This is a genomic window from Pseudomonas sp. 8BK, assembly GCF_902506475.1.
GTDB classification, from domain to species: Bacteria; Pseudomonadota; Gammaproteobacteria; order Pseudomonadales; family Pseudomonadaceae; genus Aquipseudomonas; species Aquipseudomonas anguilliseptica.
The window spans coordinates 1,991,662-2,015,678 of sequence record NZ_LR733252.1; the positions used below are offsets into that span (position 1 = coordinate 1,991,662).

The 24,017-nt window shown below is 59.9% G+C and carries 21 protein-coding genes; 9 read left to right on the forward strand and 12 right to left on the reverse strand.

Features of this window, described 5'->3' with window-relative positions; genetic code table 11:
- Positions 1–141: 141 nt before the first annotated feature.
- Positions 142–786: a TetR/AcrR family transcriptional regulator gene (locus ACIN8IBEIGE_RS09120; RefSeq protein ID WP_160014359.1), complete on the forward strand. Its 645-nt coding sequence runs from the start codon at positions 142–144 to the stop codon at positions 784–786.
- 165 nt (positions 787–951) lie between these two features.
- Here the strand turns inward: ACIN8IBEIGE_RS09120 and ACIN8IBEIGE_RS09125 are convergent, their stop codons facing one another.
- Entirely contained in the window at positions 952–1,392 is a 441-nt protein-coding gene (locus ACIN8IBEIGE_RS09125; protein ID WP_090386575.1) for a heme-binding protein, read from the reverse strand.
- A gap of 338 nt (positions 1,393–1,730) precedes the next feature.
- On the opposite strand from ACIN8IBEIGE_RS09125, the gene gcl reads away from it, so the two are divergent.
- The 7 genes from gcl to ACIN8IBEIGE_RS09160 all read left to right on the forward strand — a co-directional run bounded on the left by gcl (position 1,731) and on the right by ACIN8IBEIGE_RS09160 (position 10,136).
- On the forward strand, positions 1,731–3,506 hold the full coding sequence (gene gcl, locus ACIN8IBEIGE_RS09130; protein WP_090253555.1) for a glyoxylate carboligase: 1,776 nt from the start codon (positions 1,731–1,733) through the stop codon (positions 3,504–3,506).
- Positions 3,507–3,568: 62 nt separating this feature from the next.
- Positions 3,569–4,351, forward strand: coding sequence for a hydroxypyruvate isomerase (hyi, locus tag ACIN8IBEIGE_RS09135; RefSeq protein WP_160014360.1), 783 nt, complete (start codon positions 3,569–3,571; stop codon positions 4,349–4,351).
- A gap of 17 nt (positions 4,352–4,368) precedes the next feature.
- A complete protein-coding gene (locus ACIN8IBEIGE_RS09140) occupies positions 4,369–5,259 on the forward strand; it encodes a 2-hydroxy-3-oxopropionate reductase (RefSeq protein WP_160014361.1) in 891 nt (296 codons plus the stop codon).
- A gap of 190 nt (positions 5,260–5,449) precedes the next feature.
- Complete coding sequence (locus ACIN8IBEIGE_RS09145; RefSeq protein WP_160014362.1) at positions 5,450–6,736, forward strand: glycerate kinase; 1,287 nt, start codon at positions 5,450–5,452, stop codon at positions 6,734–6,736.
- Positions 6,733–8,148, forward strand: coding sequence for a pyruvate kinase (gene pyk, locus ACIN8IBEIGE_RS09150; protein WP_160014363.1), 1,416 nt, complete (start codon positions 6,733–6,735; stop codon positions 8,146–8,148). The genes ACIN8IBEIGE_RS09145 and pyk overlap by 4 nt, the downstream gene beginning before the upstream one ends.
- Before the next feature lie 142 nt (positions 8,149–8,290).
- On the forward strand, positions 8,291–9,244 hold the full coding sequence (locus tag ACIN8IBEIGE_RS09155; protein ID WP_160014364.1) for an urea transporter: 954 nt from the start codon (positions 8,291–8,293) through the stop codon (positions 9,242–9,244).
- Positions 9,245–9,296: 52 nt separating this feature from the next.
- Positions 9,297–10,136 (forward strand): ion transporter, encoded by an 840-nt coding sequence (locus ACIN8IBEIGE_RS09160; protein WP_160014365.1) that lies wholly within the window; start codon positions 9,297–9,299, stop codon positions 10,134–10,136.
- 75 nt (positions 10,137–10,211) lie between these two features.
- Here the strand turns inward: ACIN8IBEIGE_RS09160 and ACIN8IBEIGE_RS09165 are convergent, their stop codons facing one another.
- From ACIN8IBEIGE_RS09165 to ACIN8IBEIGE_RS09215, 11 genes are all read right to left on the reverse strand, one after another.
- The gene (locus ACIN8IBEIGE_RS09165) at positions 10,212–11,081 is read right to left on the reverse strand and encodes a lipopolysaccharide kinase InaA family protein (protein ID WP_160014366.1); all 870 of its coding nucleotides are present in this window, start codon (positions 11,079–11,081) and stop codon (positions 10,212–10,214) included.
- Positions 11,082–11,248: 167 nt separating this feature from the next.
- The gene (gene argR, locus ACIN8IBEIGE_RS09170; RefSeq protein WP_160014367.1) at positions 11,249–12,229 is read right to left on the reverse strand and encodes a transcriptional regulator ArgR; all 981 of its coding nucleotides are present in this window, start codon (positions 12,227–12,229) and stop codon (positions 11,249–11,251) included.
- A gap of 67 nt (positions 12,230–12,296) precedes the next feature.
- On the reverse strand, positions 12,297–13,061 hold the full coding sequence (locus ACIN8IBEIGE_RS09175) for an ABC transporter ATP-binding protein (protein ID WP_160014368.1): 765 nt from the start codon (positions 13,059–13,061) through the stop codon (positions 12,297–12,299).
- An 18-nt stretch (positions 13,062–13,079) separates the two neighbouring features.
- A complete protein-coding gene (locus ACIN8IBEIGE_RS09180) occupies positions 13,080–14,192 on the reverse strand; it encodes a succinylglutamate desuccinylase/aspartoacylase family protein (RefSeq protein ID WP_160014369.1) in 1,113 nt (370 codons plus the stop codon).
- 10 nt (positions 14,193–14,202) lie between these two features.
- Positions 14,203–14,901: an ABC transporter permease gene (locus tag ACIN8IBEIGE_RS09185; protein ID WP_160014370.1), complete on the reverse strand. Its 699-nt coding sequence runs from the start codon at positions 14,899–14,901 to the stop codon at positions 14,203–14,205.
- 15 nt (positions 14,902–14,916) lie between these two features.
- Positions 14,917–15,606, reverse strand: coding sequence for an ABC transporter permease (locus ACIN8IBEIGE_RS09190; protein WP_090386600.1), 690 nt, complete (start codon positions 15,604–15,606; stop codon positions 14,917–14,919).
- A 119-nt stretch (positions 15,607–15,725) separates the two neighbouring features.
- On the reverse strand, positions 15,726–16,505 hold the full coding sequence (locus ACIN8IBEIGE_RS09195; protein WP_160014371.1) for an ABC transporter substrate-binding protein: 780 nt from the start codon (positions 16,503–16,505) through the stop codon (positions 15,726–15,728).
- Between the two features lie 526 nt (positions 16,506–17,031).
- The gene (acs, locus tag ACIN8IBEIGE_RS09200) at positions 17,032–18,987 is read right to left on the reverse strand and encodes an acetate--CoA ligase (protein WP_160014372.1); all 1,956 of its coding nucleotides are present in this window, start codon (positions 18,985–18,987) and stop codon (positions 17,032–17,034) included.
- A 246-nt stretch (positions 18,988–19,233) separates the two neighbouring features.
- Complete coding sequence (locus tag ACIN8IBEIGE_RS09205) at positions 19,234–20,151, reverse strand: DUF4824 family protein (RefSeq protein WP_160014373.1); 918 nt, start codon at positions 20,149–20,151, stop codon at positions 19,234–19,236.
- On the reverse strand, positions 20,148–21,221 hold the full coding sequence (locus ACIN8IBEIGE_RS09210) for a DUF2157 domain-containing protein (RefSeq protein ID WP_160014374.1): 1,074 nt from the start codon (positions 21,219–21,221) through the stop codon (positions 20,148–20,150). The genes ACIN8IBEIGE_RS09205 and ACIN8IBEIGE_RS09210 overlap by 4 nt, the downstream gene beginning before the upstream one ends.
- A 125-nt stretch (positions 21,222–21,346) precedes the next feature.
- Positions 21,347–22,900: a sigma-54-dependent transcriptional regulator gene (locus ACIN8IBEIGE_RS09215; protein WP_090386612.1), complete on the reverse strand. Its 1,554-nt coding sequence runs from the start codon at positions 22,898–22,900 to the stop codon at positions 21,347–21,349.
- 258 nt (positions 22,901–23,158) lie between these two features.
- On the opposite strand from ACIN8IBEIGE_RS09215, the gene phhA reads away from it, so the two are divergent.
- A complete protein-coding gene (gene phhA / locus ACIN8IBEIGE_RS09220; protein ID WP_160014375.1) occupies positions 23,159–23,944 on the forward strand; it encodes a phenylalanine 4-monooxygenase in 786 nt (261 codons plus the stop codon).
- Positions 23,945–24,017 lie beyond the last annotated feature (73 nt).

Here is a 24,017-nt window from a genome sequence, read left to right on the forward strand (position 1 = left end):
TAAATTTTGTACACAACAACCTGACCTGCAAGTCAGATAGCCCGCCAGAGCCCAGGCCACAAGCCTTGAGCGCCGCGTAAAGCCGGTGCTACCATCCCGGCGCTGCCCAGCGACGGGCGTTCGACAGAAGCAAAGAGGCTTATGACCAGTATTCGCGAGCGTAACAGAGAGCTGATTTTACGCGCAGCCAGTGAGGAGTTCGCCGACAAAGGCTTTGCTGCCAGCAAAACCAGCGATATCGCCGCCAAGGCCGGGGTGCCCAAGCCCAACGTCTACTACTACTTCAAGTCGAAAGAAAATCTCTACCGCGAAGTGCTGGAAAGCATTATTGAACCGTTGCTGGAAGCCTCCGCGCCGTTCAACCAGCCCGGCAAGCCTGCCGACGTGCTGCGCGCCTATATCCGCTCGAAGATCCGCATCTCCCGCGAACTGCCTTTCGCTTCCAAGGTGTTCGCCAGCGAAATCATGCACGGTGCGCCGCACCTCTCTGCCGACCAGACCGAACAGCTCAACGCCCAGGCCAAACACAATATTTCCTGCATCCAGGGTTGGATCGACCAGGGTCTGATGGCCAAGGTTGACCCGCACCACCTGCTGTTTAGCATCTGGGCCGCAACCCAGACCTACGCCGACTTCGACTGGCAGATTTCTACCGTTACCGGCAAAGCCAGCCTGGATGAAGCCGACTACGAAGCCGCAGCGCAGACCATCATCCGCCTGGTGATCAAGGGCTGCGAGATCGACGAAATCCAGCCCAGCCCTTCCGAGCAGGTCACCAACGCATAAGCCGGGTTAGCGCTCTGCCCTTCGCCATTGAGGTAATAAAAAACGGTGAATGCCGCAAAGCATTCACCGTTTTTTATTACCTGCGCAACCTGTAGGAGGCGCTTTAGCGGCGAGCCGTTAATCGCAGATATCGCGGCTAAAGCCCCTCCCACAAATCGCGCATTATCAGGCAGCGATACCCGCGTCTGGTTTCAGGCCGACCGACTCCACAGCACTCACCGCGCACTGCTCATCGATATCCGAGGTATCACCGGTGATACCCACGGCGCCGATCACCTCGCCGCGCTCATCACGAATCAGCACACCACCCGGCGCCGGCACCAGTTGACCGTCTGCCAGGTTGTTAACCGCGCCGATAAATGCCGGACGCTGCTGTGCGTCGGCCGCAATCAGGCGCGAGCCCTTGCCCAGCGCCAACGCACCCCAAGCCTTGCCGATGGCGATTTGCGGGCGTAGCAGGCTGGCGCCGTCTTCGCGCTGCAGGCTGATCAGGTGACCGCCGGCATCCAGTACGGCAACAGTCAGCGGTGCTGCAGAGATTTCCCGGCCGACAGCCAGGGCGCGGTTACTGATGGTGGTGGCGATTTGCAGATTCAACGTACTCATCTTGGGTCTTCCTCAAGGCTAATAAATCCAACGAAACACCCAGCGCTGCGCCGCCTAGAGGGCGATTGACAGCTGCCGGGCAATCCAAAGCTCGCCACCACTATCCCACCAGAAACAAAAAACTCAATAGTCGAATACAATATAAATAGCCTTTGTATACAGTTGCGCGTATCACTTTCCGCATCAGATCAAGCACCTCAGCTAAAACGGTTGTTTTAAAAGATTTTTTGCCAGACGGCGGCTTGGCGACAAAACGTGTTGACCAGAAGGTCAGGCCATGAATAGAATCCAAGCCAGCTGTTTTGTATACAATCTGATAACAAACGAGGCACAAGACAATGGCCAAAATGAGAGCAATCGAGGCCGCCGTACTGGTGATGCGCCGCGAAGGCGTTGACACTGCGTTCGGCATTCCCGGCGCCGCCATCAACCCCCTGTACGCTGCACTGAAAAAAGTCGGTGGTATCGACCACGTCCTGGCTCGCCACGTCGAAGGTGCCTCGCACATGGCTGAGGGTTACACCCGCACCAATGCCGGCAACATCGGTGTGTGCATCGGCACTTCCGGCCCTGCAGGTACCGACATGGTGACCGGGCTGTACTCGGCATCGGCCGACTCCATTCCAATTCTGTGCATCACCGGTCAAGCACCGCGTGCCCGCATGCACAAGGAAGACTTCCAGGCCGTCGACATCACCAGCATCGTCAAGCCGGTGACCAAGTGGGCGACTACCGTGATGGAACCAGGCCAAGTGCCGCGCGCCTTCCAGAAGGCCTTCTATGAAATGCGTAGCGGCCGCCCTGGCCCGGTGCTGATCGACCTGCCGTTCGACGTGCAGATGGCCGAGATTGAATTCGACATCGACGCCTACGAGCCGCTGCCACTGGCCAAACCGGCCACCAACCGCGTGCAGGCGGAAAAAGCCATCGCTATGCTCAACGACGCCGAGCGTCCGTTGCTGGTTGCCGGTGGCGGTATCTTCAATGCCGACGCCGCCGACAAACTGGTGGAATTCGCCGAACTGACCGGCGTGCCGGTTGTACCGACCCTGATGGGCTGGGGCGTGATCCCGGATGACCACAAGCTGATGGTCGGCATGGTTGGCCTGCAGACTTCGCACCGTTACGGCAACGCCACCCTGCTGGCGTCCGACCTGGTGTTCGGTATCGGTAACCGCTGGGCCAACCGTCACACCGGCTCGGTCGACGTCTACACCGAAGGCCGCAAGTTCATCCACGTCGACATCGAACCGACGCAGATAGGCCGTGTATTCAACCCGGACCTGGGCATCGTTTCCGATGCGGGTTCGGCGCTGGACGCCTTCCTGGAAGTGGCCCGCGAGTGGAAAGCCGCTGGCAAGCTGAAAGATCGCAGCGCCTGGCTGGACAGCTGCCGCGAGCGTAAGCGCACCCTGCAGCGCAAGACACACTTCGACAACGTGCCGGCCAAGCCGCAGCGCGTGTACGAAGAGATGAACGAAGCGTTCGGCAAGGACACTTGCTACGTCACCACCATTGGTCTGTCGCAGATCGCCGGCGCGCAGTTCCTCCACGTTTACAAGCCGCGTCACTGGATCAACTGTGGTCAGGCCGGCCCGCTGGGCTGGACCATTCCAGCAGCGCTGGGTGTGGTCAAAGCCGACCCGAGCCGCAAGGTGGTGGCGCTGTCCGGCGACTACGACTTCCAGTTCATGATCGAAGAACTGGCGGTGGGCGCGCAGTTCAACCTGCCGTACATCCACGTGCTGGTGAACAACTCCTACCTGGGTCTGATCCGTCAGGCGCAGCGCGGCTTCGAGATCGACTACTGCGTGCAACTGGCGTTCGAGAACATCAACGCGCCGGAAATCAACGGCTACGGTGTTGACCACGTTGCCGTGGTGGAAGGCCTGGGCTGTAAGGCAATCCGCGTGTTCGACCCGAACGAACTGCAGAACGCCTTCGCCGAAGCCAAGCGCCTGATGGCCGAGCACCGCGTACCGGTGGTGGTGGAAATTATCCTGGAGCGTGTCACCAACATCTCCATGGGTACCGAAATCAACGCCGTCAACGAGTTCGAAGAACTGGCCGAGCGCGGCGTTGACGCCCCGACTGCCATCTCGCTGCTCGACTAAATCGCTTTCTGAACCAGTAGCCCGGATAGGTTATCCGGGCTGCGCAAGACAAGGAGCACACCATGCCCCGTTTTGCCGCCAACCTGTCGATGCTGTTCACCGAAGTGGACTTCATGGACCGTTTCGCCGCTGCCGCCGATGCTGGCTTTAGCGGTGTTGAATACCTGTTCCCCTACGATTTCAGCGCCGAAGAAATCAAAGCGCGCCTCGATGCCAACAAACTCGAGCAGGTGCTGTTCAACCTGCCAGCCGGTGACTGGGCCAAGGGTGAGCGCGGTATCGCCTGCCACCCCAACCGCGTTGAAGAATTCCGCGCTGGCGTGGACAAAGCCATCGCCTATGCCAAGGTATTGGGCAACACGCAGATCAACTGCCTGGCCGGTATCCGCCCGCAAGGTCTGGATTGCGCCACCGTCGAGCAGACCTTTGTCGACAACCTCAAGTTTGCCGCCGAAAAACTGCAAGCAGCGGGCATCAAGCTGGTCATGGAAATGATCAATACCCGCGACATCCCGGGCTTCTACCTGAACACCACCCAGCAGGCCCTGGTGATTCGCGACAAGGTCGCAAGCAGCAACCTGTTCCTGCAATACGACATCTACCACATGCAAATCATGGAAGGTGACCTGGCGCGTACCGTCGAGGCCAACCTGTCTGTGATCAACCATGTGCAGTTGGCTGACAACCCGGGCCGCAACGAGCCGGGCACTGGCGAGATCAACTACCGCTTCCTCTTCGAGCACCTGGACCGCATCGGCTACCAGGGCTGGATCGGCTGTGAATACAAGCCGGCAACCACCACCGCTGCCGGCCTCGGCTGGATGAAAGCGCATAACGCAATCTGAATCAGAGGATATTTCTCATGGCAAAAATCGGATTTATCGGCACCGGCATCATGGGCAAGCCTATGGCGCAGAACCTGCAGAATGCCGGGCACACCCTGTTCTTCTCCGAGCACTTCGACAAGGCTCCGGCTGACCTGCTGGGCAACAACGGCATCGGCCTGGCCAACCCGCGCGAAGTGGCGCAGGAAGCCGAGTTCATCATCATCATGGTGCCGGACACCCCACAGGTTGAGGACGTTCTGTTCCGCGCCGACGGCGTTGCCGCAGGCGTGGGCGCTGGCAAAGTAGTGATCGACATGAGCTCGATCTCGCCGACCGCCACCAAAGTCTTCTCCGAAAAAATCAAAGCCACTGGCGCGGCTTACCTGGACGCCCCGGTATCCGGCGGTGAAGTCGGTGCCAAAGCGGCCACCCTGTCGATCATGGTCGGCGGTTGCCCGAATGCCTTCGAACGCGCCCTGCCGCTGTTCCAGGCCATGGGTAAGAACATCACCCGCGTCGGCGGTAACGGTGACGGCCAGACGGCCAAGGTCGCCAACCAGATCATCGTTGCCCTGAACATCCAGGCGGTGGCCGAGGCCCTGCTGTTCGCCGCCAAAAACGGCGCCGATCCAGCCAAGGTGCGTGAAGCGCTGATGGGCGGTTTCGCCGGCTCGAAGATCCTTGAAGTGCACGGTGAGCGCATGATCAAGGGCACCTTCGACCCAGGCTTCCGCATCAGCCTGCACCAGAAAGACCTCAACCTGGCCCTGGCCGGTGCGCGCGAGCTGGGCCTCAACCTGCCCAACACCGCCAACGCCCAGCAAGTGTTCAGCACCTGTGCGGCCATCGGTGGCAGCAACTGGGACCACTCGGCGTTGATCAAAGGCCTGGAACACATGGCCAACTTCAACATCCGCGGCGAGTAAGCAACAGGTTTCAGAGCGGGGTCAGCCGCTCTGAAACAACCCTTTCGATCTGTCCGGCAGGCGGTGTCACGGCCTGCCTGCCGGGTGGGTCGATTCTAGTGCGCAGCGCCTTGGCCCAGGGCGCTGCGCACTAGAATCGAACGTGCTTCAGTAATAAAAAGTGGCTCCGGCCCTATCAAGAGAGATCGCCATGTCCATCGATCCGTCTTTCAATCCAACGTCCCTGCTGCGCGAGCTGTTCGCCAGCGCCATCGACGCCGCCCACCCGCGCCAGGTGCTGGCGGATTACCTGCCGGAAGATCGCAGCGGCCGCGTGATTGTCATCGGCGCCGGTAAAGCCGCTGCAGCCATGGCCGAAGTGATCGAGCAGGAATGGCAAGGCGAGGTCTCCGGCCTGGTAGTTACCCGCTACGAGCACGGCGCCAACTGCCAAAAGATCGAAGTGGTCGAAGCCGCCCACCCGGTTCCGGATGACGCCGGCGAGAGCGTGGCGCGTCGCGTTCTGGAGCTGGTGAGCAACCTCAGCGAAGCCGACAAGGTGATCTTTCTGCTGTCCGGTGGCGGCTCTTCCCTACTCGCCCTGCCCGCTGCAGGCATCAGCCTGAAAGACAAACAAGCGGTCAACAAGGCGCTGCTGAAATCCGGCGCCTCGATTGGCGAAATGAACTGCGTGCGCAAGCACCTTTCCGCCATCAAAGGCGGCCGCCTGGCCAAAGCCAGCTGGCCGGCCAGCGTTTACACCTATGCGATTTCCGATGTACCGGGCGATGAAGCCACGGTGATCGCCTCCGGCCCGACCGTGGCCGACCCGACCACTTCGGCCGAGGCACTGGCAATCCTCGCCCGCTACAGCATCGATATCCCGGCCAACGTGCGCGCCTGGCTGCAGAACCCGGCCTCGGAAACCGTCAAACCAGGCGACCCGTGCCTGGCCCGCAGCCACTTCCAGCTGATCGCCCGCCCGCAACAATCCCTCGACGCTGCCGCGGCCAAGGCGCATGCCGCCGGTTTGCCGACGCTGATTCTCGGTGATTTGGAGGGCGAGTCGCGAGACGTCGCCAAGGTGCATGCCGGCATCGCCAAGCAGGTGGTGTTGCATGGTCAGCCGATCAAGGCACCCTGCGTGATTCTCTCCGGCGGTGAAACCACCGTGACCGTGCGCGGCAATGGCCGTGGCGGGCGCAACGCCGAATTTCTCCTCAGCCTGACTGACAGCCTCAAGGGCCTGCCTGGCGTCTACGCCCTGGCTGGCGACACCGACGGCATCGACGGCTCGGAAGACAACGCCGGGGCCCTTATGACCCCCGACAGCTATGCCCGCGCCCACGCCCTGGGCCTGAGCAGCAGCGATGAACTGGATAACAACAACGGCTACGGCTACTTCGCCGCCCTCGATCAACTGATCGTCACCGGGCCGACGCGTACCAACGTCAACGATTTTCGCGCCATTCTGATCCTTGAGAACCCTGCCAAATGAACGCCGACAAGAAAGTAAAAATCCTCGCCACCCTTGGCCCAGCGATCAAAACCATCGATGACATCCGCCAGCTGGTGGAGGCCGGGGTCAACCTGTTCCGCCTCAATTTCAGCCACGGCGAACACGCCGACCACGCCCAGCGCTACGACTGGGTGCGTGAAGTCGAGCAGCAACTGAACACTCCAATCGGCATCCTCATGGACCTGCAAGGGCCGAAGCTGCGCGTTGGCCGTTTTGCCGAGGGCAAGGTCAACCTGCAACGCGGTCAGACCCTGCGTCTGGATCTGGACAGCACCCCAGGTGACGTCAATCGAGTCAACCTGCCGCACCCGGAAATCATCGAAGCGCTGCAGCCGGGCATGAGCCTGCTGCTCGACGATGGTCGCCTGCGTCTGCAGGTCACCGCCAAGCACAGCGACGCGGTGATTACCGAAGTGATCGCCGGTGGCGAGCTGTCCGACCGCAAAGGCGTCAACGTGCCGGAAGCGGTGCTGCAACTCAGCCCGCTGACCGAGAAAGATCGCCGCGACCTGAGCTTCGGCCTGGAGCTGGGCGTGGACTGGGTGGCGCTGTCTTTTGTGCAGCGCCCGGAAGACATTATCGAAGCCCGCCAGCTGATCGGTGATCGCGCCTTTCTGATGGCCAAGATCGAGAAACCGTCTGCGGTGATTCACCTGGAAGAGATCACCAAACTGTGCGACGCGATCATGGTCGCCCGTGGTGACCTGGGCGTGGAAGTACCGGCCGAGAACGTGCCGCGCATCCAGCGCGACATCATCCGCACCTGCCGCCAGCTCGGTAAGCCGGTGGTAGTGGCCACGCAGATGCTCGAGTCCATGCGCTTCTCCCCTGCGCCGACCCGCGCCGAGGTCACCGACGTGGCCAACGCCGTGGCCGAAGGCGCCGATGCGGTGATGCTCTCGGCGGAAACCGCCTCCGGTGACTACCCACTGGAAGCCGTGCAGATGATGAGCAAGATCATCCGCCAGGTGGAAAACGGCCCGGACTTCCAGGCCCAGCTCGACGTCAGCCGCCCGCAGGCCGAAGCCACCGCCTCGGATGCAATCAGCTGCGCGATCCGCCGCATCAGCACCATCCTGCCGGTAGCGGCGCTGGTCAACTACACCGAGTCGGGCAACTCCAGCCTGCGCGCCTCGCGCGAGCGGCCGAAAGCGCCAATCTTGAGCCTGACCCCGAGCCTGGATACCGCACGGCGCCTGAGCGTGGCCTGGGGTGTGTACTCGGTGGTCAACGAGCGCCTGCACAAGGTTGAGGAAGTCACCCGCACCGCTCTGGAAACTGCCCGCTCGGCTGGGCTGGCGAACACCGGTGACACCGTGGTGATTACGGCCGGCGAGCCGTTTGGCCAACCCGGCAGCACCAACAGCCTGCGTATCGAAATTCTGCACTGACCCGGTTCTACGGCAGGTTGCAAGACCCGCCGCAGAACACCACTCCCACGCTGGCTTTGCCAGTTTGAAGGCACTCACTGTTCCCGCAGTGGGTGCCTCTTTTTATTCCCGCCCCGGTGATTGTTTATTCAGGTTCGTCTGTATGTCGCCATTACCGCTCCCCACCCACGCCCTGCAAGGCTTTCGCGCACTACTCAACGGCTTTAGCCAGATATTTCTGCAAGCCAACCCCGCCTGCGGCTTGCTGGTGCTCTTGGCGATTGCCATCGGCGCGCCGCAATTGCTTGGCGGCGCCCTGCTCGGCTGCCTGAGCAGCACCCTGACGGCACAGCGTCGCGGTTATGCCAAGGCGGATATTGAAATTGGCCTGTATGGCTATAACGGGGTGCTGCTGGGCATGCTGATCAGCCTGCAGTTCGCCTGGTCGGTGTTGCTGCCGCTGCTGATCATCGTCAGCGCCGGCACATCCAGCCTGTTGCTGGCCGCCTGGATGCAGCGCATGCGCGAGCGTCAGTGGCTGCCTGCCTTCACCTTCCCCTTTGTTGGTTTGAGTTGGCTGCTGTTATGGCTGGCACCCGTTCTGCAGCTTGAGTTGGCACCGGTCATCCCAAGCCAGGCGCAGCCGCTCGACTGGTGGGCCAGCCTGATCGCCATGGCGCGCGGCTTGGGTCAGGTAATTTTTCTCGATCAGCCGTTGGCCGGCGTTTGTCTGCTGCTTGGTCTATTGCTGGCAGATAGACGCGCCGCCTGCTGGGCACTGCTCGGCTCAACAGGCGGACTGGCGCTGGCACTGTATCAGGGGTTGCCGCAGCACAGCGCGCTGACCGGCCTGTATGGCTATAACGCCGCCCTGGCGGCCATCGCGCTCAGCCAGGTGCATCGCCGCCCCTGGTTACCGGCTCTCAGTATCGCCCTGGCGCTGGTGCTGCAACCCGGCTTTAGTGCACTGGGCCTGCCAGCCCTGACCATGCCGTTTATTCTCACCTGCTGGCTGGTCAGTGCCACTCAGCGTCTGCTGCGCAAAGCCGCGGCCGACTGCACACCGCCGCGACCCAACAGAGGTAAAGGCTTGCATCACCGCGACAAAACTCCCTAGGCTGCCTCCTCACGTTATCAGCGAACACCGCACACGGAGCAGCCAGAGCATCATGGATACGCCGCAGAACCTGCGTCAGCAGCTGTACAGCATCATCTTCCACACTGATACGCCAAGCGGGCAGCGCTTCGACCGTTATCTGCTGCTAACCATTATGGCCAGCCTGGTGGTGGTGATGCTCGACAGCATCGACAGCGTGCACAGCCAGTACGCGGGGCTGCTGGCGAGTATTGAATGGGGCTTTACCGCGTTGTTCGCCATCGAGTACCTGGTGCGCCTGTACTGCTCACCAAAACCACTGCGCTACGCTTTCAGCTTCTTCGGCCTGATTGACCTGCTGGCGATCCTGCCGGGCATCCTTGCCCTCTTCTATGCCGACGCCCAATACCTGCTGATCATCCGGGTGATCCGCATGCTGCGGGTCTTTCGCGTACTCAAGCTCAGCCCCTACCTGCGCCAGGCCAATTTCCTGCTGACAGCACTGCGCGGCAGCAAACAGAAGATCATTGTGTTCTTTGCCTGTATCGCCATTCTGGTCACGGTGTTCGGCACGCTGATGTATGTGATTGAAGGCCCCGTACACGGCTTTACCAGTATCCCCAAGGGCATCTACTGGGCCGTAGTCACGCTGACCACCGTCGGCTTTGGCGATATCGTGCCGAGAACCCCACTGGGCCAGGCGCTGTCGACCCTGGTGATGATCACCGGCTACTCGATTATCGCCGTACCCACTGGCATCTTCACCGCCGAACTGGCCAACGCCATGCGCGGCGGCGATCAGCTGATTCATGACTGCCCAAGCTGCGCCAAAAACACCCACGAACACGGCGCCGCCTTCTGTACCCGCTGTGGTAACCCACTGTTTCCGCGGCAAGCCGATAAATCCGAGTAATACCAAGCCAATAAAAACCGCAGCGAGCTGCGGTTTTTATTGGGAAAATATCGTTGAGTCAACTCTTAGTAATGGCTAACGGCCCTGCAACCTTTCACAGAACGCCTGCTGTGCGGGCTGCGACGTCATCACTGAATAACGCGTAGTACGTCCAACTTTATGGTCACGAAAACGCAGGTAAACAGGATCAAACACACTGCGATTTAACGCCGGGTGGGCTCTGCGCAAGTAGTTATCACTGACGTGGTGATAACGTTCCTTGCTGATAAAACGCTGAAACCAGTAGGTGTAGAAATAGCCATGGAGAAAACCCAGCGCGAAATTCTGCTCCAGCACTTGATGAGCGCAGCACTCGAAATCAATCAGACGCAACTGCTGGTCTGGCCCGATCAAAATATTCTTCGGGTGTGGGTCGAGGTGACAGAACCCCAAAGCCAGCATGCGGCTAAACAACTCGAAAATCTGTTCCAGTAGCTGTTCGGCCTGCTCTGGATTACTTTGCAAACGCTTGTCGACATCGCAATGGTCAGCGAAGAAGTTCACCAGCAAATATTCCTCTTTGAGGAAAATCAGCCTACGCGTGCGGTAGCCATAGGCTGCTACTCGTGGCACGAAGTCGGCGGCAGGGTTGATTCGCTGCAGATTGATAAATTCGTTGGTCAGGTCGTGCAGACCGTAAGTCTTCTTTCTGCCGAAGAAATTGGTTAGCTGCTTCTTCCAACTGGTCAGGTGGTTGTACTTGAGTACCCACTGCTGTGTACCTTCAAGCAGGTAAACGCCGCGAGTTTCCTCCAGCGGATCGAGGGTTTTGCAGTCTTGCGGTGCGTCGAAGAAACGCCGCAATGCGGCCTGGACACCGGAGAACTGATCACGTGCGATCAGAAACTGATTACGCTGCAATTTAGTCCGAACAAACTCTTTGCTGATCGACTTGAGATGAAACATGCAACGTCCTTGTGAGAAGTTTATTACGTTGGATAACACGCACTGAGAATCGAAATTCAGCGCGCATTAGAACACATGGCGACAGGCCAGTAATGGCCGCCCACACGAGACGCATCAAAGATCAATTGCGCAGTGGTTAGCACAAGCATTCTGCTTACGCTCGATCACTAGCCACGTTCGATTGGCGTAGAAGTCAGCTCGAATGGGCTGTTGCTGCGCCGCTGGTTGCGGTCTTCGCGTGGCGTGGCGCCGAAGAAGTTGCGGTAGGCGCTGGAGAAATGGGGGCCGGAGGAAAAACCGCAGGACAGGCCGATCTGGATAATCGATTTGCTGGTTTGCATCAGCAACTGGCGCGCCTTGTTCAGACGCAGTTCCAGGTAGTACTGGCTGGGTACGCGGTTGAGGTATTGCTTGAAGATGCGTTCCAGTTGACGGCGCGAGACACACACGTGTTGAGCAATTTCGTCGGTGGTCAGCGGCTCTTCGATATTGGCTTCCATCAGCAGCACGGCCTGGGTCAGCTTCGGATGGCTGGAGCCCAGACGATTTTGCAGCGGAATACGCTGACGTTCGCCGCCTTCGCGAATACGCTCGACCACCAGCTCTTCACTCACCGCACCGGCCAGTTCGGCGCCGTGGTCACGGGCCAGCAAGGCCAGCAGAAGATCAAGCACGGCCATACCGCCACAGGCGCTCAGGCGATCACGGTCCCAGTCAAATAGATGGCTGGTGGCGATCACCTTGGGGAAACGCTCACTGAAATCATCCTGCCAGCGCCAGTGCACCGAAGCACGGTAGCCATCGAGCAAGCCCAGCTGCGCCAGCGGATAGACTCCGGCGGCAATCGCACCGATCACGCAACCGCCACGCACCAGTTGCTTGAGCGCGGCGGAGAGTGCCGCTGGCATCGGTCCTGGTGGCTCGTCGGCGAGCAGAAAGAGCTTCTGGCAGCCTTCCAGCTTGCCCACCCAGGACTCCCCCGGAAGCCGCCATGCACCTTCAAGCGGTGCTTCAGCCTGCAGAAACAGCAGCTCGTAGACCACCTCGGGGTGGACGCGCTGGGCTACACGCAGCGCTTCTTCCGCCAAGGCCAGGGTCAGGGGCTTGGTGGTGGGCCAAAGCAGGAAGCCAATTCGGTGGGCATTCATGGGGGGCAGTTTAGGCTCTGTTGGCGATTATGGGCATAGCGCGGGTGCGTGCAGATGTTGCCGCGGGTTATTTGAGACTGCCAGAGAGAAACTGTTGCAGACGTTCGGATTGCGGATTGGCCAGCACTTCTTTCGGGCAGCCACGCTCTTCCACCACGCCTTTATGGAGGAACACCAACTGGTTGGACACTTCACGGGCAAAGCCCATTTCATGGGTCACCACCACCATGGTGCGGCCTTCCTGCGCCAGGTCCTGCATGACTTTCAGTACTTCACCGACCAACTCCGGGTCCAGCGCCGAGGTCGGTTCGTCAAACAGCATCACCTCAGGCTCCATGGCCAGGGCACGGGCAATCGCCACACGCTGCTGCTCGCCGCCGCTCATGTGCGCCGGGTAGGCGTCTTTACGATGGGCCACGCCAACCTTGTTCAGGTAGTACTCGGCTTTTTCCAGAGCGTCCTTTTTACTCATACCGAGCACGTGTACCGGAGCTTCCATGACGTTTTCCAGTACGCTCATGTGCGACCACAGGTTGAAGTGCTGAAACACCATGGACAGGCGCGAGCGCATGCGCTGTAGCTGCTTGGGATCAGCGGCTTTCAGGCCGCCGTCCTTGTTGGCCACCAGTTTCAGCTCTTCGTTGTTGAGCAGAATCTTGCCTCCGTGAGGCTGCTCCAGCAAGTTAATGCAACGCAGGAAGGTACTCTTGCCCGAGCCGCTGGAGCCGATGATGCTGATCACATCGCCGGCCTTGGCCGCCAGCGACACGCCTTTCAATACTTCGTGGCTGCCGTAGCGCTTGTGCAGATCCTGAACTTCAAGTTTGTACATGGTTTCCACTCTCTTGAATCAGTCGCTGAGCAAGCGACCCTGGCGAATTGGGGTACGACCGGCCACCTTGGCCAGCCACAAACCGGGCTGAGCAAAACGCAACCGCTCGCGCGCATAGAGCACACCATCTGTAGCGGCACAGACAGTTGTGTGGCGATCATCCAGAGGATCGATCACTTCAAACAAGGGGTCGCCGGCCTTAACTTGCGCACCCACCGGCTGCAGAAAACTCACCACCCCGACATGCGGGGCATAGGCGTATTGCGCGCCATCAAACGGCGTGGCCTCGCAGCTGTCGGCGGGCGCGGGGGGCCAGTCACCGGCAATCAGCCCCTGTTCGGCGAGGAACGCCAGAATGCTTTCGGCACTGACCTCGGCGTCGGGTTTGCCGGTATCGGCCATGCCGCCCAGCTCGACTGTTACTGCCAGGCAGGCCAACGGCACAGCCGCCTGAGGAAATTGCCGGGCCAGATGCACCCAGGGCAAAGCACAGGCTTCATCGAATGAGCTGCCGCCGGAATCCTCGACGGTCAGCGCCGCACCGGCCTGCATCCGTGCAGCCAGCGAGCGCAGTTGCGGCCACTGCTGTGGCAGCAGGTACAGGTGCACTGCAGCATCAAAATCACAGTGCAGATCGAGCACCACATCGGCATCGCAGGCATGTTTCAGCAACAGGCGCTGCATGCCTTGCAGCTCCGAACCTGCGGGAGGCAAGGCCTCCAGTGCAGCGAGCATGGCCGTGCGAATCAGTCGCACATTACTCGGGCCGTCACTGCCCAGGCAGCCTTCCAGCGCCGGCACGATGGCGGCAGCCAGGTCAAAGAAATCGCGGTTGAAGTTCTTCCCGCTGCCCATCTCAAAACGGCCCTGATGAGTCGCCTGGAACATCTGCCCCAGGCCAATCGGGTTGGCCACGGGCACCAGCTCGATCACCCCAGTCAAACGCCCCTGGGCTTCCAGCTGGCGCAAGCGGCGCTTGAGTTCAACCGCCACGCGCATGCCCGGCAACTCATCAGCATGCAGCGAGGCCTGGATATAAGCCTTGCACGGCCCCTGGCCGAAGCGGAAGACACTCAAGCGGCGTTCGGTGCCGGGGCAGCCCCAGGGCAGTGGATGATCGATACGCTGCATGCTCTGTTCCTCAGGCCTTGCGCGGGGCCAGGTAGGCCAGCCAGCGGCGTTCGGCCAGTTTGAACAGGCGTACGAGGATAAAGGTCAGGCACAGGTAGAACAGGCCGGCAGTGATAAACGCCTCGAACGGCAGGTAGTACTGCGAGCTGACGGTACGTGCTGCGCCAGTGATATCGATCAGGGTGACGATCGAGGCCAGCGATGTAGTGTGCAGCATCATGATCACTTCGTTGCTGTACTGCGGCAGTGCGCGGCGCAGCGCCGAGGGCAGCAGGATGCGGCGATACAGTTTGAAGCGCGACATACCCATGGCCTTGGCTGCCTCGATCTCACCATGCGGCGTGGCCTTGAGGCTGCCGGCGAGAATCTCCGCGCTATAGGCGCTGGTGTTGATGGCAAATGCCAGGCAGGCGCAGAAGGTAGCGCTGGAGAAATAGGGCCACAGCACGCTCTCACGCACGGTTTCGAACTGCGCCAAGCCGTAATAGATGAGAAACAGCTGCACCAACATCGGTGTGCCGCGAATCACATAGGTGTAAAGCCAGGCCGGAAAGTTGACCAGGGCCGACTTGGAGACACGCATCAAACCCAGAGGGATGGCCAGGGCCAGACCGCACGCCAGGGAAATCAGCAGAATTTTCAGGGTGACCAGTACGCCGCCAAAGTACAGCGGCAGGTTCTCCAGAATTACGTTGTAGTCAAAAATCATCGCTGCGCTCCCCGCTTACAGATCAGCGGCTTTGATGCCGACCGAGTAACGTTTTTCTAGGTAACGCAAAGCCAGCAGCGACACGCTGGTCAGCACCAGATACAGGGCCGCAACGGCCAGGTAGAAGGTGAATGGCTCACGGGTGGCATCGGCAGCACTTTTTGCCTTGAACATCATGTCCTGCAGACCGACCACGGAAATCAGCGCGGTAGCCTTGGTCAGCACCAGCCAGTTGTTGGTGAACCCAGGAATGGCGAAGCGAATCATCTGCGGCACCAGGATGCGGAAGAACACCTGTATACCACTCATACCGTAAGCCGCACCGGCTTCGGCCTGACCTTTGGGGATGGCCATAAAAGCCCCGCGAAAGGTCTCCGACAGGTAAGCACCAAAGATGAAACCCATGGTGAACACGCCGGCAATAAAGGGGTTGATGTCGATGTAGTCGTCATAGCCGAGCATCGGCGCCAGACGGTTAACCATGTCCTGACCGCCGTAGAAGATCAGCAGGATCAGCACCAGGTCGGGAATCCCGCGGATGACCGTGGCGTAGGTTTCACCCAGCAGCGCCAGCCACTTGATCGGCGACAGGCGAAACGCCGCACCCAGAAGCCCTAACACGATGGCCACTGCCATCGACGTCAACGCCAGAATCAGGGTGAGCCAGGCACCCTCTAGAATGGTCGAGCCGTAGCCGTTGAGCATGCTCTGCTTACCTCATGCAAACGCCGGGCGGCGCCTGGGAGTACAACGGGAAAGTGGCGCAAGCTTCAGGGTATAGCCAGCTTGCGCCACTTTCAGTGAAAGCGACTGAGCGAACTCAATCAGTCGCCGTAGACGTTGAAGTCGAAGTACTTGTCTTGCAGTTCCTTGTACTTGCCGTTGGCGCGAATGGCATCAATGGCGCTGCTGATCTTGTCCGCCAGTTCCTTGTCGCCCTTGCGCACGGCGATACCGGCGCCATGGCCGTAGTACTTCTCTTGGGTGAAGTCCGGGCCTACCAGGGCGAAGCCTTTGCCTGCGTCAGTCTTGATAAAGCCTTCGTCGATATTGACCACGTCGGCCAGGGTCGCGTCTATACGACCGGAAGCTAGGTCGAGGAAAGCTTCGTTCTGCGAGCTGTAACGCACGACTTCAACGCCTGCTGGCTCGAACTCATCACTGGCATGACGATCGTAGATCGACGAGCGCTGCACACCGACTTTCTTGCCCTTGAGGTCGACCAATGGATCGTTGATCACGGTGCCGGCCTTCATCGCCAGCTTGCCCGGAGTGTGGTAGTACTTCTTGGTGAAATCGACCGACTTCAAGCGGTCTTCGGTGATGCTCATGGACGACAGCACGGCGTCGAACTTGCGCACTTTCAGGGCTGGGATCAGGCCGTCGAATTCCTGCTCGATCCATTTGCATTCCACTTTCATCTCTTCGCACAGAGCGACGCCGATGTCGTAGTCAAAACCGCTGATAGCACCTTCAGGGGTTTTGAAGGCGAACGGCGGGTAAGCCGCTTCGATACCGATACGCAGAGGCTTAGCCTCTTCAGCCATGGCCAGCGGCGACAGCATGGACAGCGCCAGTGCGCCGAGAAGTGCAATCTTCTTCATTTTGTGACTCCTTCGAATGGGAATGGCATCGGTTGGCAGAGATTGTTCGGGTATGCATCCAGCCTTGCATGAATTGTAGTGAGTCACCGCCAAGCTGCGCGCTGCGCAGAAGCCAGACGGCCCCAGCCGGGTGAGCGGCATTCTAGCGACAGCTCGAAAGTCGATATTTCTTCAATGCGACAAGTAATTACAAAAGGCCCGGACGGGTATAGCGAGGATATTGACAGCCCCTGGGTTTTATGCAGAGACAGAAAAGACAGTTAACCATTGGTTAAAGCAATTAACGCGCCCATCTTTAACAAAGCCTTTATTTTCGCGGCCTGATGGTGGTTTTTATTTTCACAGCTACACCGAACAATGCGCCATCCTGGCGCAAAACGTTCCCGCACACCCCATAAAAGTGCGCGTTGTTACGCCTAAGTGACAAGTAAATACCCAGATGAAAATCGATAACACCACACAAAGCACAACGCCCTGCCCGGCTTGTGGCCGGACAGGGCGTTGCTTACAGGCGCTTCAACCGAAGTCAGGCAGCCTGCATCTCGCGGTGAGTGTCGATAAGGTGCTGCACCACGCCAGGATCGGCCAGCGTGGAGATGTCGCCGAGTGCATCGTATTCGGCGGTTGCGATCTTGCGCAGGATACGGCGCATGATCTTGCCCGAGCGGGTTTTCGGCAGGCCTGGGGCCCACTGAATCACGTCCGGTGAGGCAATCGGACCGATTTCCTTGCGCACCCAGTTTTTCAACTCCTGGCGCAATTGCTCGGATGGCTGCTCGCCGCCATTCAAGGTGACATAGACATAGATGCCCTGCCCTTTGATGTCATGCGGCACACCAACCACGGCGGCCTCGGCAACTCTCGGATGAGCAACCATGGCGCTTTCGATCTCGGCGGTGCCCATACGGTGGCCCGACACGTTGAGTACATCGTCAACCCGACCGGTAATCCAGTAGTAACCGTCTTCATCGCGGCGCGCACCGTCACCGGTGAAGTACATACCCTTGAAAGTCTTGAAGTAGGTATCAACGAAACGGTCGTGATCGCCGTACAAAGTACGCGCCTGACCCGGCCAGGAATCGATGATCACCAGGTTGCCTTCGGCCGCACCCTCGATCAGGTTACCCAGGTTGTCCACCAGCGCCGGTTGCACGCCGAAGAACGGGCGGGTCGCCGAACCTGGCTTGAGCGCCGTAGCGCCCGGCAGCGGGCTGATCAGAATGCCGCCGGTTTCGGTCTGCCACCAGGTATCGACAATCGGGCAACGCTCTTTACCGACAGTCTTGTAGTACCAGCTCCAGGCTTCCGGGTTGATCGGCTCACCGACAGAGCCAAGCAGGCGCAGGCTGGAACCATCGGCACCGGCCACCGCCGCATCACCCTGGGCCATCATGGCGCGGATCGCGGTCGGTGCGGTGTAGAGGATATTGACCTTGTGCTTGTCGATGATCTTCGACACACGGGTGATATCCGGGTAGTTCGGGATGCCCTCGAACAGCAGCGTGGTCGCACCATTGGCCAGCGGGCCGTAAACGATATAGCTGTGGCCGGTAACCCAGCCCACATCGGCGGTGCACCAGTAGATATCGCCTGGCTTGTAGTCAAACACCCGCTCATGGGTCAGCGCGGCATACACCAGGTACCCGCCAGTGGTGTGCTGCACGCCTTTCGGCTTACCGGTGGACCCTGAGGTGTAAAGGATAAACAGCGCCTCTTCGGCGCCCATTTCTTTCGGCGCGCAATGGCTGGACGCCACGGCCATCAGGTCTTCGTACCAGATGTCGCGGTGCTGGTTCCACTTGATCGGGCTGGCGGTGCGCTTGCAGACGATGACTTTCTGCACGCTGCTGGTTTCCGGGTTGGTCAGAGCGTCATCAACGTTGGCTTTCAGTGGGGTTTTCTTGCCGCCGCGCAGGCCTTCATCGGCGGTGATCACCACCTTGGACTGGCAGTCGATGATACGGCCGGCCAGTGCTTCCGGGGAGAAACCACCGAACACCACCGAGTGAATCGCGCCGATACGGGTACAGGCCAACATCGCCACCACCGCCTGCGGAATCATCGGCATATAGATGGTCACCACATCGCCACGGTGCACGTCCTGGCCACGCAGGGCGTTGGCGAACTTGCAGACTTGTTCGTGCAGCTGGCGGTAGGTGATTTCCTCATGCTCGGACGGGTCATCGCCTTCCCAGATGATCGCCACCTGATCGCCACGCTCTTCCAGGTGACGGTCCAGGCAGTTGTAGGAAACGTTGAGGGTGCCGTCGGCAAACCATTTGATATCGACGTGGTGATCGTCGAAAGAGGTCTGTTTGACCTTGGTGAACGGCTTGATCCAGTCCAGGCGCTGAGCCTGCTCACGCCAGAAGCCGTCAGGGTTGATCACCGACTGCTGGTACATGGCTTTATAGGTGGCTTCATCAGTCAGCGACTGGGCCGCCACCTCAGGGCGCACGGGATACAAGGACGCAGCACTCATCAGAAACACCTCAGTGGGTAGTTGTTGTTCTATGCGCCATTTTGTAGCCAGGCCCCCACCTTTGAGCCATTCGACCATGGTCTTAACGCTCTACGACCATGGTTGCAGAGGTAAATCGCACGCAAAAAAAAGGCGGTCATCTGACCGCCCACCCAAATCATTCCAGGGAGAGGAATGGAGAAACGCTTGCATCCAAACCACGCAGGATTGGAACGCCGCCACTCTCGCCCATCACACTATGTTGAGCTATTGCACCTTGGTCGTAGGCTGCGGCGCGCTCACCTGCCGAGCACTTAAATCAACAAACCAGGGCTCCAGCCTCCGGCCGAAGGCAACATCAGCAGTAAACAGTTTCTGATCACTCAGATAATCAACTGCGAGCTGCTCATTCTGCTGCGGCAGGCTGTCGAACGTCGCATGCCAGCGCTGCGGCAGATTCAGACTCTGCACCCCAGGGGTTTCGGCCGAACCGCCGAGCTGCCATGTCCAGCGCTGGTTATTCGGGCGCGGGTCATCGCCCTTTCCATCCCAGTCAGTCGCCACGCTGCTGGCCTGCACCTCGATGATGCTGCGCACAATGGCGTAGCGCGTACGATCCGGGTAACGCGCGCGCAGTACCTGCTGATCCATTCCGACATCGACCACCAGCAAGCGACTGGCGCGCCGCCGCTCATAGTCCAGCGCATTAGCAGCATGCTGGGCCGCCTCGCGCAGCTCTTTGCTGTCCGGCACCGACTTCTGCAGGCGCAAAGCCTCGGCATGAGCGGCAACCAGCAGCGCGACTTCACGCTGATAGGCTGGGCCATCGAGTTCCAACACCAGCAACGCATCACGGTCCAGCTGACGACGATAGCGCCGCACTGTCTGCTCGTTCAGTTCAGTAGGTACGTGGAAGCCCAGCTCCGCCATCTTCTCGGCACTGATCGACAGGTAGTAGTGATCATCATCCGCTTGACTCGGCCAGCGGTAATCCAGACGCAGCGCCAGGCTGCTGTTGTCCTTGCGCCAATAGGCGTAGGTCGCGGCAAGCTCGCGCTCGGACAGTTGCAGGCGGCTGTCTTCAGGCGGCTGGCGATTCCAGGCCACACCCGCCAGGGCGATGGCGTTGACCACGCCAATCAGCGCCAGGCCGGCAACCAGATAACGTGCACGCACCCCGTTCATTGCCCACCTCCCAGCAAGCCATGGCGGCTACGCAGACGCCGCAGCACCAGCAGAATCAGCACTGCACTCAGGCCCAGCACCAGGAAGAACAGGTACTTGGGCATGCTCTCCCACCACCAGTCGAACAGCTTGGTGTAGAGAAAAATCACAAAGAAACTCAGCCCGGTGTTCACCACATCCGCCCAGCCACGGCGCACGCCTAGCCAGATCACCAGCGCCGCGAGGATAAAGCCGCCGATATGGTAGGCATTCTCGAGGTATTCAGGCGGATAGTCGAAGTAACTGCCGGCCCCCCAGTGCGCCAGCACCAGTACCGGCACAAACACCCCGAGCAGGCCAAATATCCGGTAGATCACGGCAAAGCCATCGAAACGGCGCTGATCAATCAGCAGTGGCAGTGTAAAGATCAGCAGTGCCGGCAGGATGAAGTTTTCCGGCCGCTGAGCAAACCCCAGCCAGTAGATACCATCCCAGCTACCAATTCGCGCCGCGACAAAAGCCAGCAAACAGCTAAGCCCGGCCGCCAGTAGCAAGCGCGCACCACAGGCATAGGCCAGCAACAGCGCGTAGAGCGCCCAGGGCAGCAAGGCGTTGTTCGAGGGAGTGATATTGAAGATCTGCCCAAGCATGACGATGTTCAGCACAAAGCAGGTAAAGGCCACCAGCGCCGCCAACTTGCTGAAGTAGCCCGAGCTATCGAGGCGTTGCACCCACAGCGTCAAACCGAACGAGGCGATGCTCGCGGTCAGCAGAATCGCCACCTGGCTCCGGGCACCGAACAAACCCCAGAATTGATAGAACAGAAAAAACACACTGGCCGCCAACGCCAGCGCGCCAAGAAACGAGGCGATACGCATGCCCAATGACAGCTGCCGGGCCTGGATGTCGTGATCAATATCGAAGGCCGCCAGGTAGCTGTTGAGCAGCCGTTGCTGGTAGCCATGCAGACTGGCGCGCTGGCTGTCACTCAGGCGCAACACCTGCTCGGCCTCAAGGCGCGCCAATTCGCGGTTGAAAACGCCGATCTCATCGGCACGTTGCTGGGCATCACTGCGGTTTATGCTGGGCATGGCAATCCTTGCTGCGGGTCCATCGGGTCAGGGGCTGCTTCAGCACACTCTAGCGCTAAATTTTCGGCAGCGGGCTGACCCAGTAGAGGGTTGGAAACTGCGAACAGCCCTTGCGGCTAAAGCCCCTACTCCTTCCCAAGGCCATGTTGGCGCAGCTTGTTGGCGATGGTGGTGTGCGACACACCGAGGCGCTTGCCCAGCTGACGGCTGCTCGGGTGGTCGTGGAACAGGCGCTCCAGCACGGCCTTTTCGAAACGCCCGAGAATTTCATCCAGCCCGCCTTCCACGGAAAACTCGCCCAGCGGCTGTGGCGCGCCGTAGTCAGGCAGGCGGATATGTTCGCCCTTGACCAACCCGCCATCGCACAGGGAAACGGCCTGAAACAGCACGTTTTCCAACTGACGCACGTTACCCGGCCAGTGGTAATGGCCAAGTTTGTCCAGCACCTGCGGCGCGAGTTTGGGCAGCGGGCAACCAATCTGCCGGCTGGCTTGATCGAGAAAATGTTCTACCAGCGGCGGCAAGCCATCCAGGCATTCGCGCAAAGGCGGAATATGCAGACTGAGTACGTTGAGGCGGTGGTACAGATCCTGACGAAACTCGCCCTTGGCACACAGCTCGGACAGATCCACCTGAGTGGCGCAGATCACCCGCACATCCAGGTAAACCTCCTCGTCACTGCCCACGCGGCGGAAGCAGCCATCCTGGAGAAAACGCAGCAGCTTGGCCTGCAGGCGCGGGCTCATCTCGCCGACACCATCGAGAAACAGCGTGCCGCCGGCCGTCAGTTCCAGCAGGCCGAGTTTGCCCTCCGGGCGCGCGCCTTCGAAGGCACCAGGGCCGTAGCCAAACAGCTCGGTTTCGGCCATGGATTCCGGCAAACCGGCGCAGTTCAGCGCCATAAACGGCGACTGCCCGCGCGGGCTGGCCAGGTGACAGGCGCGCGCCAGCAACTCCTTGCCGGTGCCAGTTTCGCCTTCGATCAGCAATGGCGCATCCAGAGGGGCCATGCGCCGCGCTTCGCGCACCACGGCGGCCATCACCTTGGAGCTCTGGAAGATCGAATCAAAGCCGCGCAGCTCCTGCTTGCGCACGTTGTAGATGCGCTCACCCACACGATCCGCGCGGTGCAAGGTCAACACCGCACCGGCCATGGCATCACTCTCTTCATGCTCGGTTTGCAGCGGCGCGATATCAGCGAGAAACACATCGCCTTTCACTTTCACCCGCAAGCCATTGATCCGCGATTTGTTGGCACGCACCAGCTCGGGCAGGTCGAAATCCTCGGCATAACGCGACAGCGGAATCCCCGGTACTTCATCCACCCGCACACCAAGCAGCTGCGCCGCGCTGCGGTTGGCTGCAACGATGCTACCGCCCATATCGATCGACAGCACCGGGAAATCCAGCGCGCCGAGCAGCGCATTCAGTTCCAGATGGCGGCGCTCACTGGGCATCAGGCCGACACGTTTGACGCCGAACACCCCGGAAATCGCCTCGAACTTGGGCCGCAGCGATTGGAACTGCAGGTTGATCAGGTTCGGGCAGTGCAGGTAGATGGCGTTGCCCTGCTCGCCACCGACCTCGCCACGGGCGACGTTGATGCCGTATTCGACCAGCAGGTTGAGGATGTCGCGCAGGATGCCAATTCGGTTCTGGCAGTGGACTTTGATACGCATGGCAGGGCTCTGATCAGGCTTCTTATTGGGCCGTTGCGCGAAAAAATCGACACTGGCGGCGGATTATTCGTCAAGAATATGTGACAGATTAGCGCAGCAGCAAGACGATAGTTCGCCGCGCCGCCGACCACGTAACCATTTCTTTACGAAATAACGACCCTTTCCTCCCGCATCTGATCCAGGCCTGGGCTGCATAACCGCACGGGCTGGCGTATTTCTGAATCAAATAAAACAACAAAGCCCCAGCAGGAGGCAGCGATGAAGAGCACGCAATACCTGGCTCGCGAACCGGATGACAGTGGCTTTATCCATTACCCGGAGGCCGAGCATCAGGTGTGGAATACCCTGATCACTCGCCAGCTCAAGGTGATCGAGGGTCGCGCCTGCCAGGAATACCTGGATGGCATCGAGCAGCTCGGCCTGCCCCATGAGCGTATTCCGCAGCTCGGTGAGATCAACCAGGTACTGCAAGCCACCACCGGCTGGCGCGTGGCCCGGGTGCCGGCGCTGATTCCCTTCCAGACCTTCTTCGAACTGCTGGCCAGCAAGCAATTCCCGGTCGCGACCTTTATCCGCACGCCTGAGGAGCTGGACTACCTGCAGGAACCGGACATCTTCCACGAGATCTTTGGCCACTGTCCGCTGCTGACCAACCCCTGGTTCGCCGAATTCACCCACACCTACGGCAAACTCGGCTTAGCGGCGAGCAAGGAAGAGCGCGTGTACCTGGCGCGCCTGTACTGGCTGACCATCGAGTTCGGTCTGCTCGACACCAGCCAGGGTCAGCGGATCTACGGCGGCGGCATCCTCTCCTCACCGAAAGAAACCCTCTACTGCCTGTCCGATACGCCGCAGCACCTGGCTTTCGATCCGATCGAGGCCATGCGCACGCCGTATCGCATCGACATCCTGCAGCCACTGTATTTCGTACTGCCCGAACTCAAGCGCCTGTTCGAACTGGCCCACGAAGACATCATGGCCATGGCGCAGCAAGCCATGCGCCTGGGTTTACATGCGCCGAAGTTTCCGCCGAAAGCGGCGTAACGTGGACATGCCGCAGGGCACACTCATCACGCCCACACACGGTGGACAAGCTACGCATGTCCACCCTACAAGA

Excerpts from the sequence above, each read along its gene's own strand:
- ACIN8IBEIGE_RS09120 (WP_160014359.1), top strand. The coding sequence starts at position 142 with ATGACCAGTATTCGCGAGCGTAACAGAGAGCTGATTTTACGCGCAGCC.
- ACIN8IBEIGE_RS09125 (WP_090386575.1), bottom strand. The coding sequence starts at position 1,392 with ATGAGTACGTTGAATCTGCAAATCGCCACCACCATCAGTAACCGCGCC.
- gcl (WP_090253555.1), top strand. The coding sequence starts at position 1,731 with ATGGCCAAAATGAGAGCAATCGAGGCCGCCGTACTGGTGATGCGCCGC.
- hyi (WP_160014360.1), top strand. The coding sequence starts at position 3,569 with ATGCCCCGTTTTGCCGCCAACCTGTCGATGCTGTTCACCGAAGTGGAC.
- ACIN8IBEIGE_RS09140 (WP_160014361.1), top strand. The coding sequence starts at position 4,369 with ATGGCAAAAATCGGATTTATCGGCACCGGCATCATGGGCAAGCCTATG.
- ACIN8IBEIGE_RS09145 (WP_160014362.1), top strand. The coding sequence starts at position 5,450 with ATGTCCATCGATCCGTCTTTCAATCCAACGTCCCTGCTGCGCGAGCTG.
- pyk (WP_160014363.1), top strand. The coding sequence starts at position 6,733 with ATGAACGCCGACAAGAAAGTAAAAATCCTCGCCACCCTTGGCCCAGCG.
- ACIN8IBEIGE_RS09155 (WP_160014364.1), top strand. The coding sequence starts at position 8,291 with ATGTCGCCATTACCGCTCCCCACCCACGCCCTGCAAGGCTTTCGCGCA.
- ACIN8IBEIGE_RS09160 (WP_160014365.1), top strand. The coding sequence starts at position 9,297 with ATGGATACGCCGCAGAACCTGCGTCAGCAGCTGTACAGCATCATCTTC.
- ACIN8IBEIGE_RS09165 (WP_160014366.1), bottom strand. The coding sequence starts at position 11,081 with ATGTTTCATCTCAAGTCGATCAGCAAAGAGTTTGTTCGGACTAAATTG.
- argR (WP_160014367.1), bottom strand. The coding sequence starts at position 12,229 with ATGAATGCCCACCGAATTGGCTTCCTGCTTTGGCCCACCACCAAGCCC.
- ACIN8IBEIGE_RS09175 (WP_160014368.1), bottom strand. The coding sequence starts at position 13,061 with ATGTACAAACTTGAAGTTCAGGATCTGCACAAGCGCTACGGCAGCCAC.
- ACIN8IBEIGE_RS09180 (WP_160014369.1), bottom strand. The coding sequence starts at position 14,192 with ATGCAGCGTATCGATCATCCACTGCCCTGGGGCTGCCCCGGCACCGAA.
- ACIN8IBEIGE_RS09185 (WP_160014370.1), bottom strand. The coding sequence starts at position 14,901 with ATGATTTTTGACTACAACGTAATTCTGGAGAACCTGCCGCTGTACTTT.
- ACIN8IBEIGE_RS09190 (WP_090386600.1), bottom strand. The coding sequence starts at position 15,606 with ATGCTCAACGGCTACGGCTCGACCATTCTAGAGGGTGCCTGGCTCACC.
- ACIN8IBEIGE_RS09195 (WP_160014371.1), bottom strand. The coding sequence starts at position 16,505 with ATGAAGAAGATTGCACTTCTCGGCGCACTGGCGCTGTCCATGCTGTCG.
- acs (WP_160014372.1), bottom strand. The coding sequence starts at position 18,987 with ATGAGTGCTGCGTCCTTGTATCCCGTGCGCCCTGAGGTGGCGGCCCAG.
- ACIN8IBEIGE_RS09205 (WP_160014373.1), bottom strand. The coding sequence starts at position 20,151 with ATGAACGGGGTGCGTGCACGTTATCTGGTTGCCGGCCTGGCGCTGATT.
- ACIN8IBEIGE_RS09210 (WP_160014374.1), bottom strand. The coding sequence starts at position 21,221 with ATGCCCAGCATAAACCGCAGTGATGCCCAGCAACGTGCCGATGAGATC.
- ACIN8IBEIGE_RS09215 (WP_090386612.1), bottom strand. The coding sequence starts at position 22,900 with ATGCGTATCAAAGTCCACTGCCAGAACCGAATTGGCATCCTGCGCGAC.
- phhA (WP_160014375.1), top strand. The coding sequence starts at position 23,159 with ATGAAGAGCACGCAATACCTGGCTCGCGAACCGGATGACAGTGGCTTT.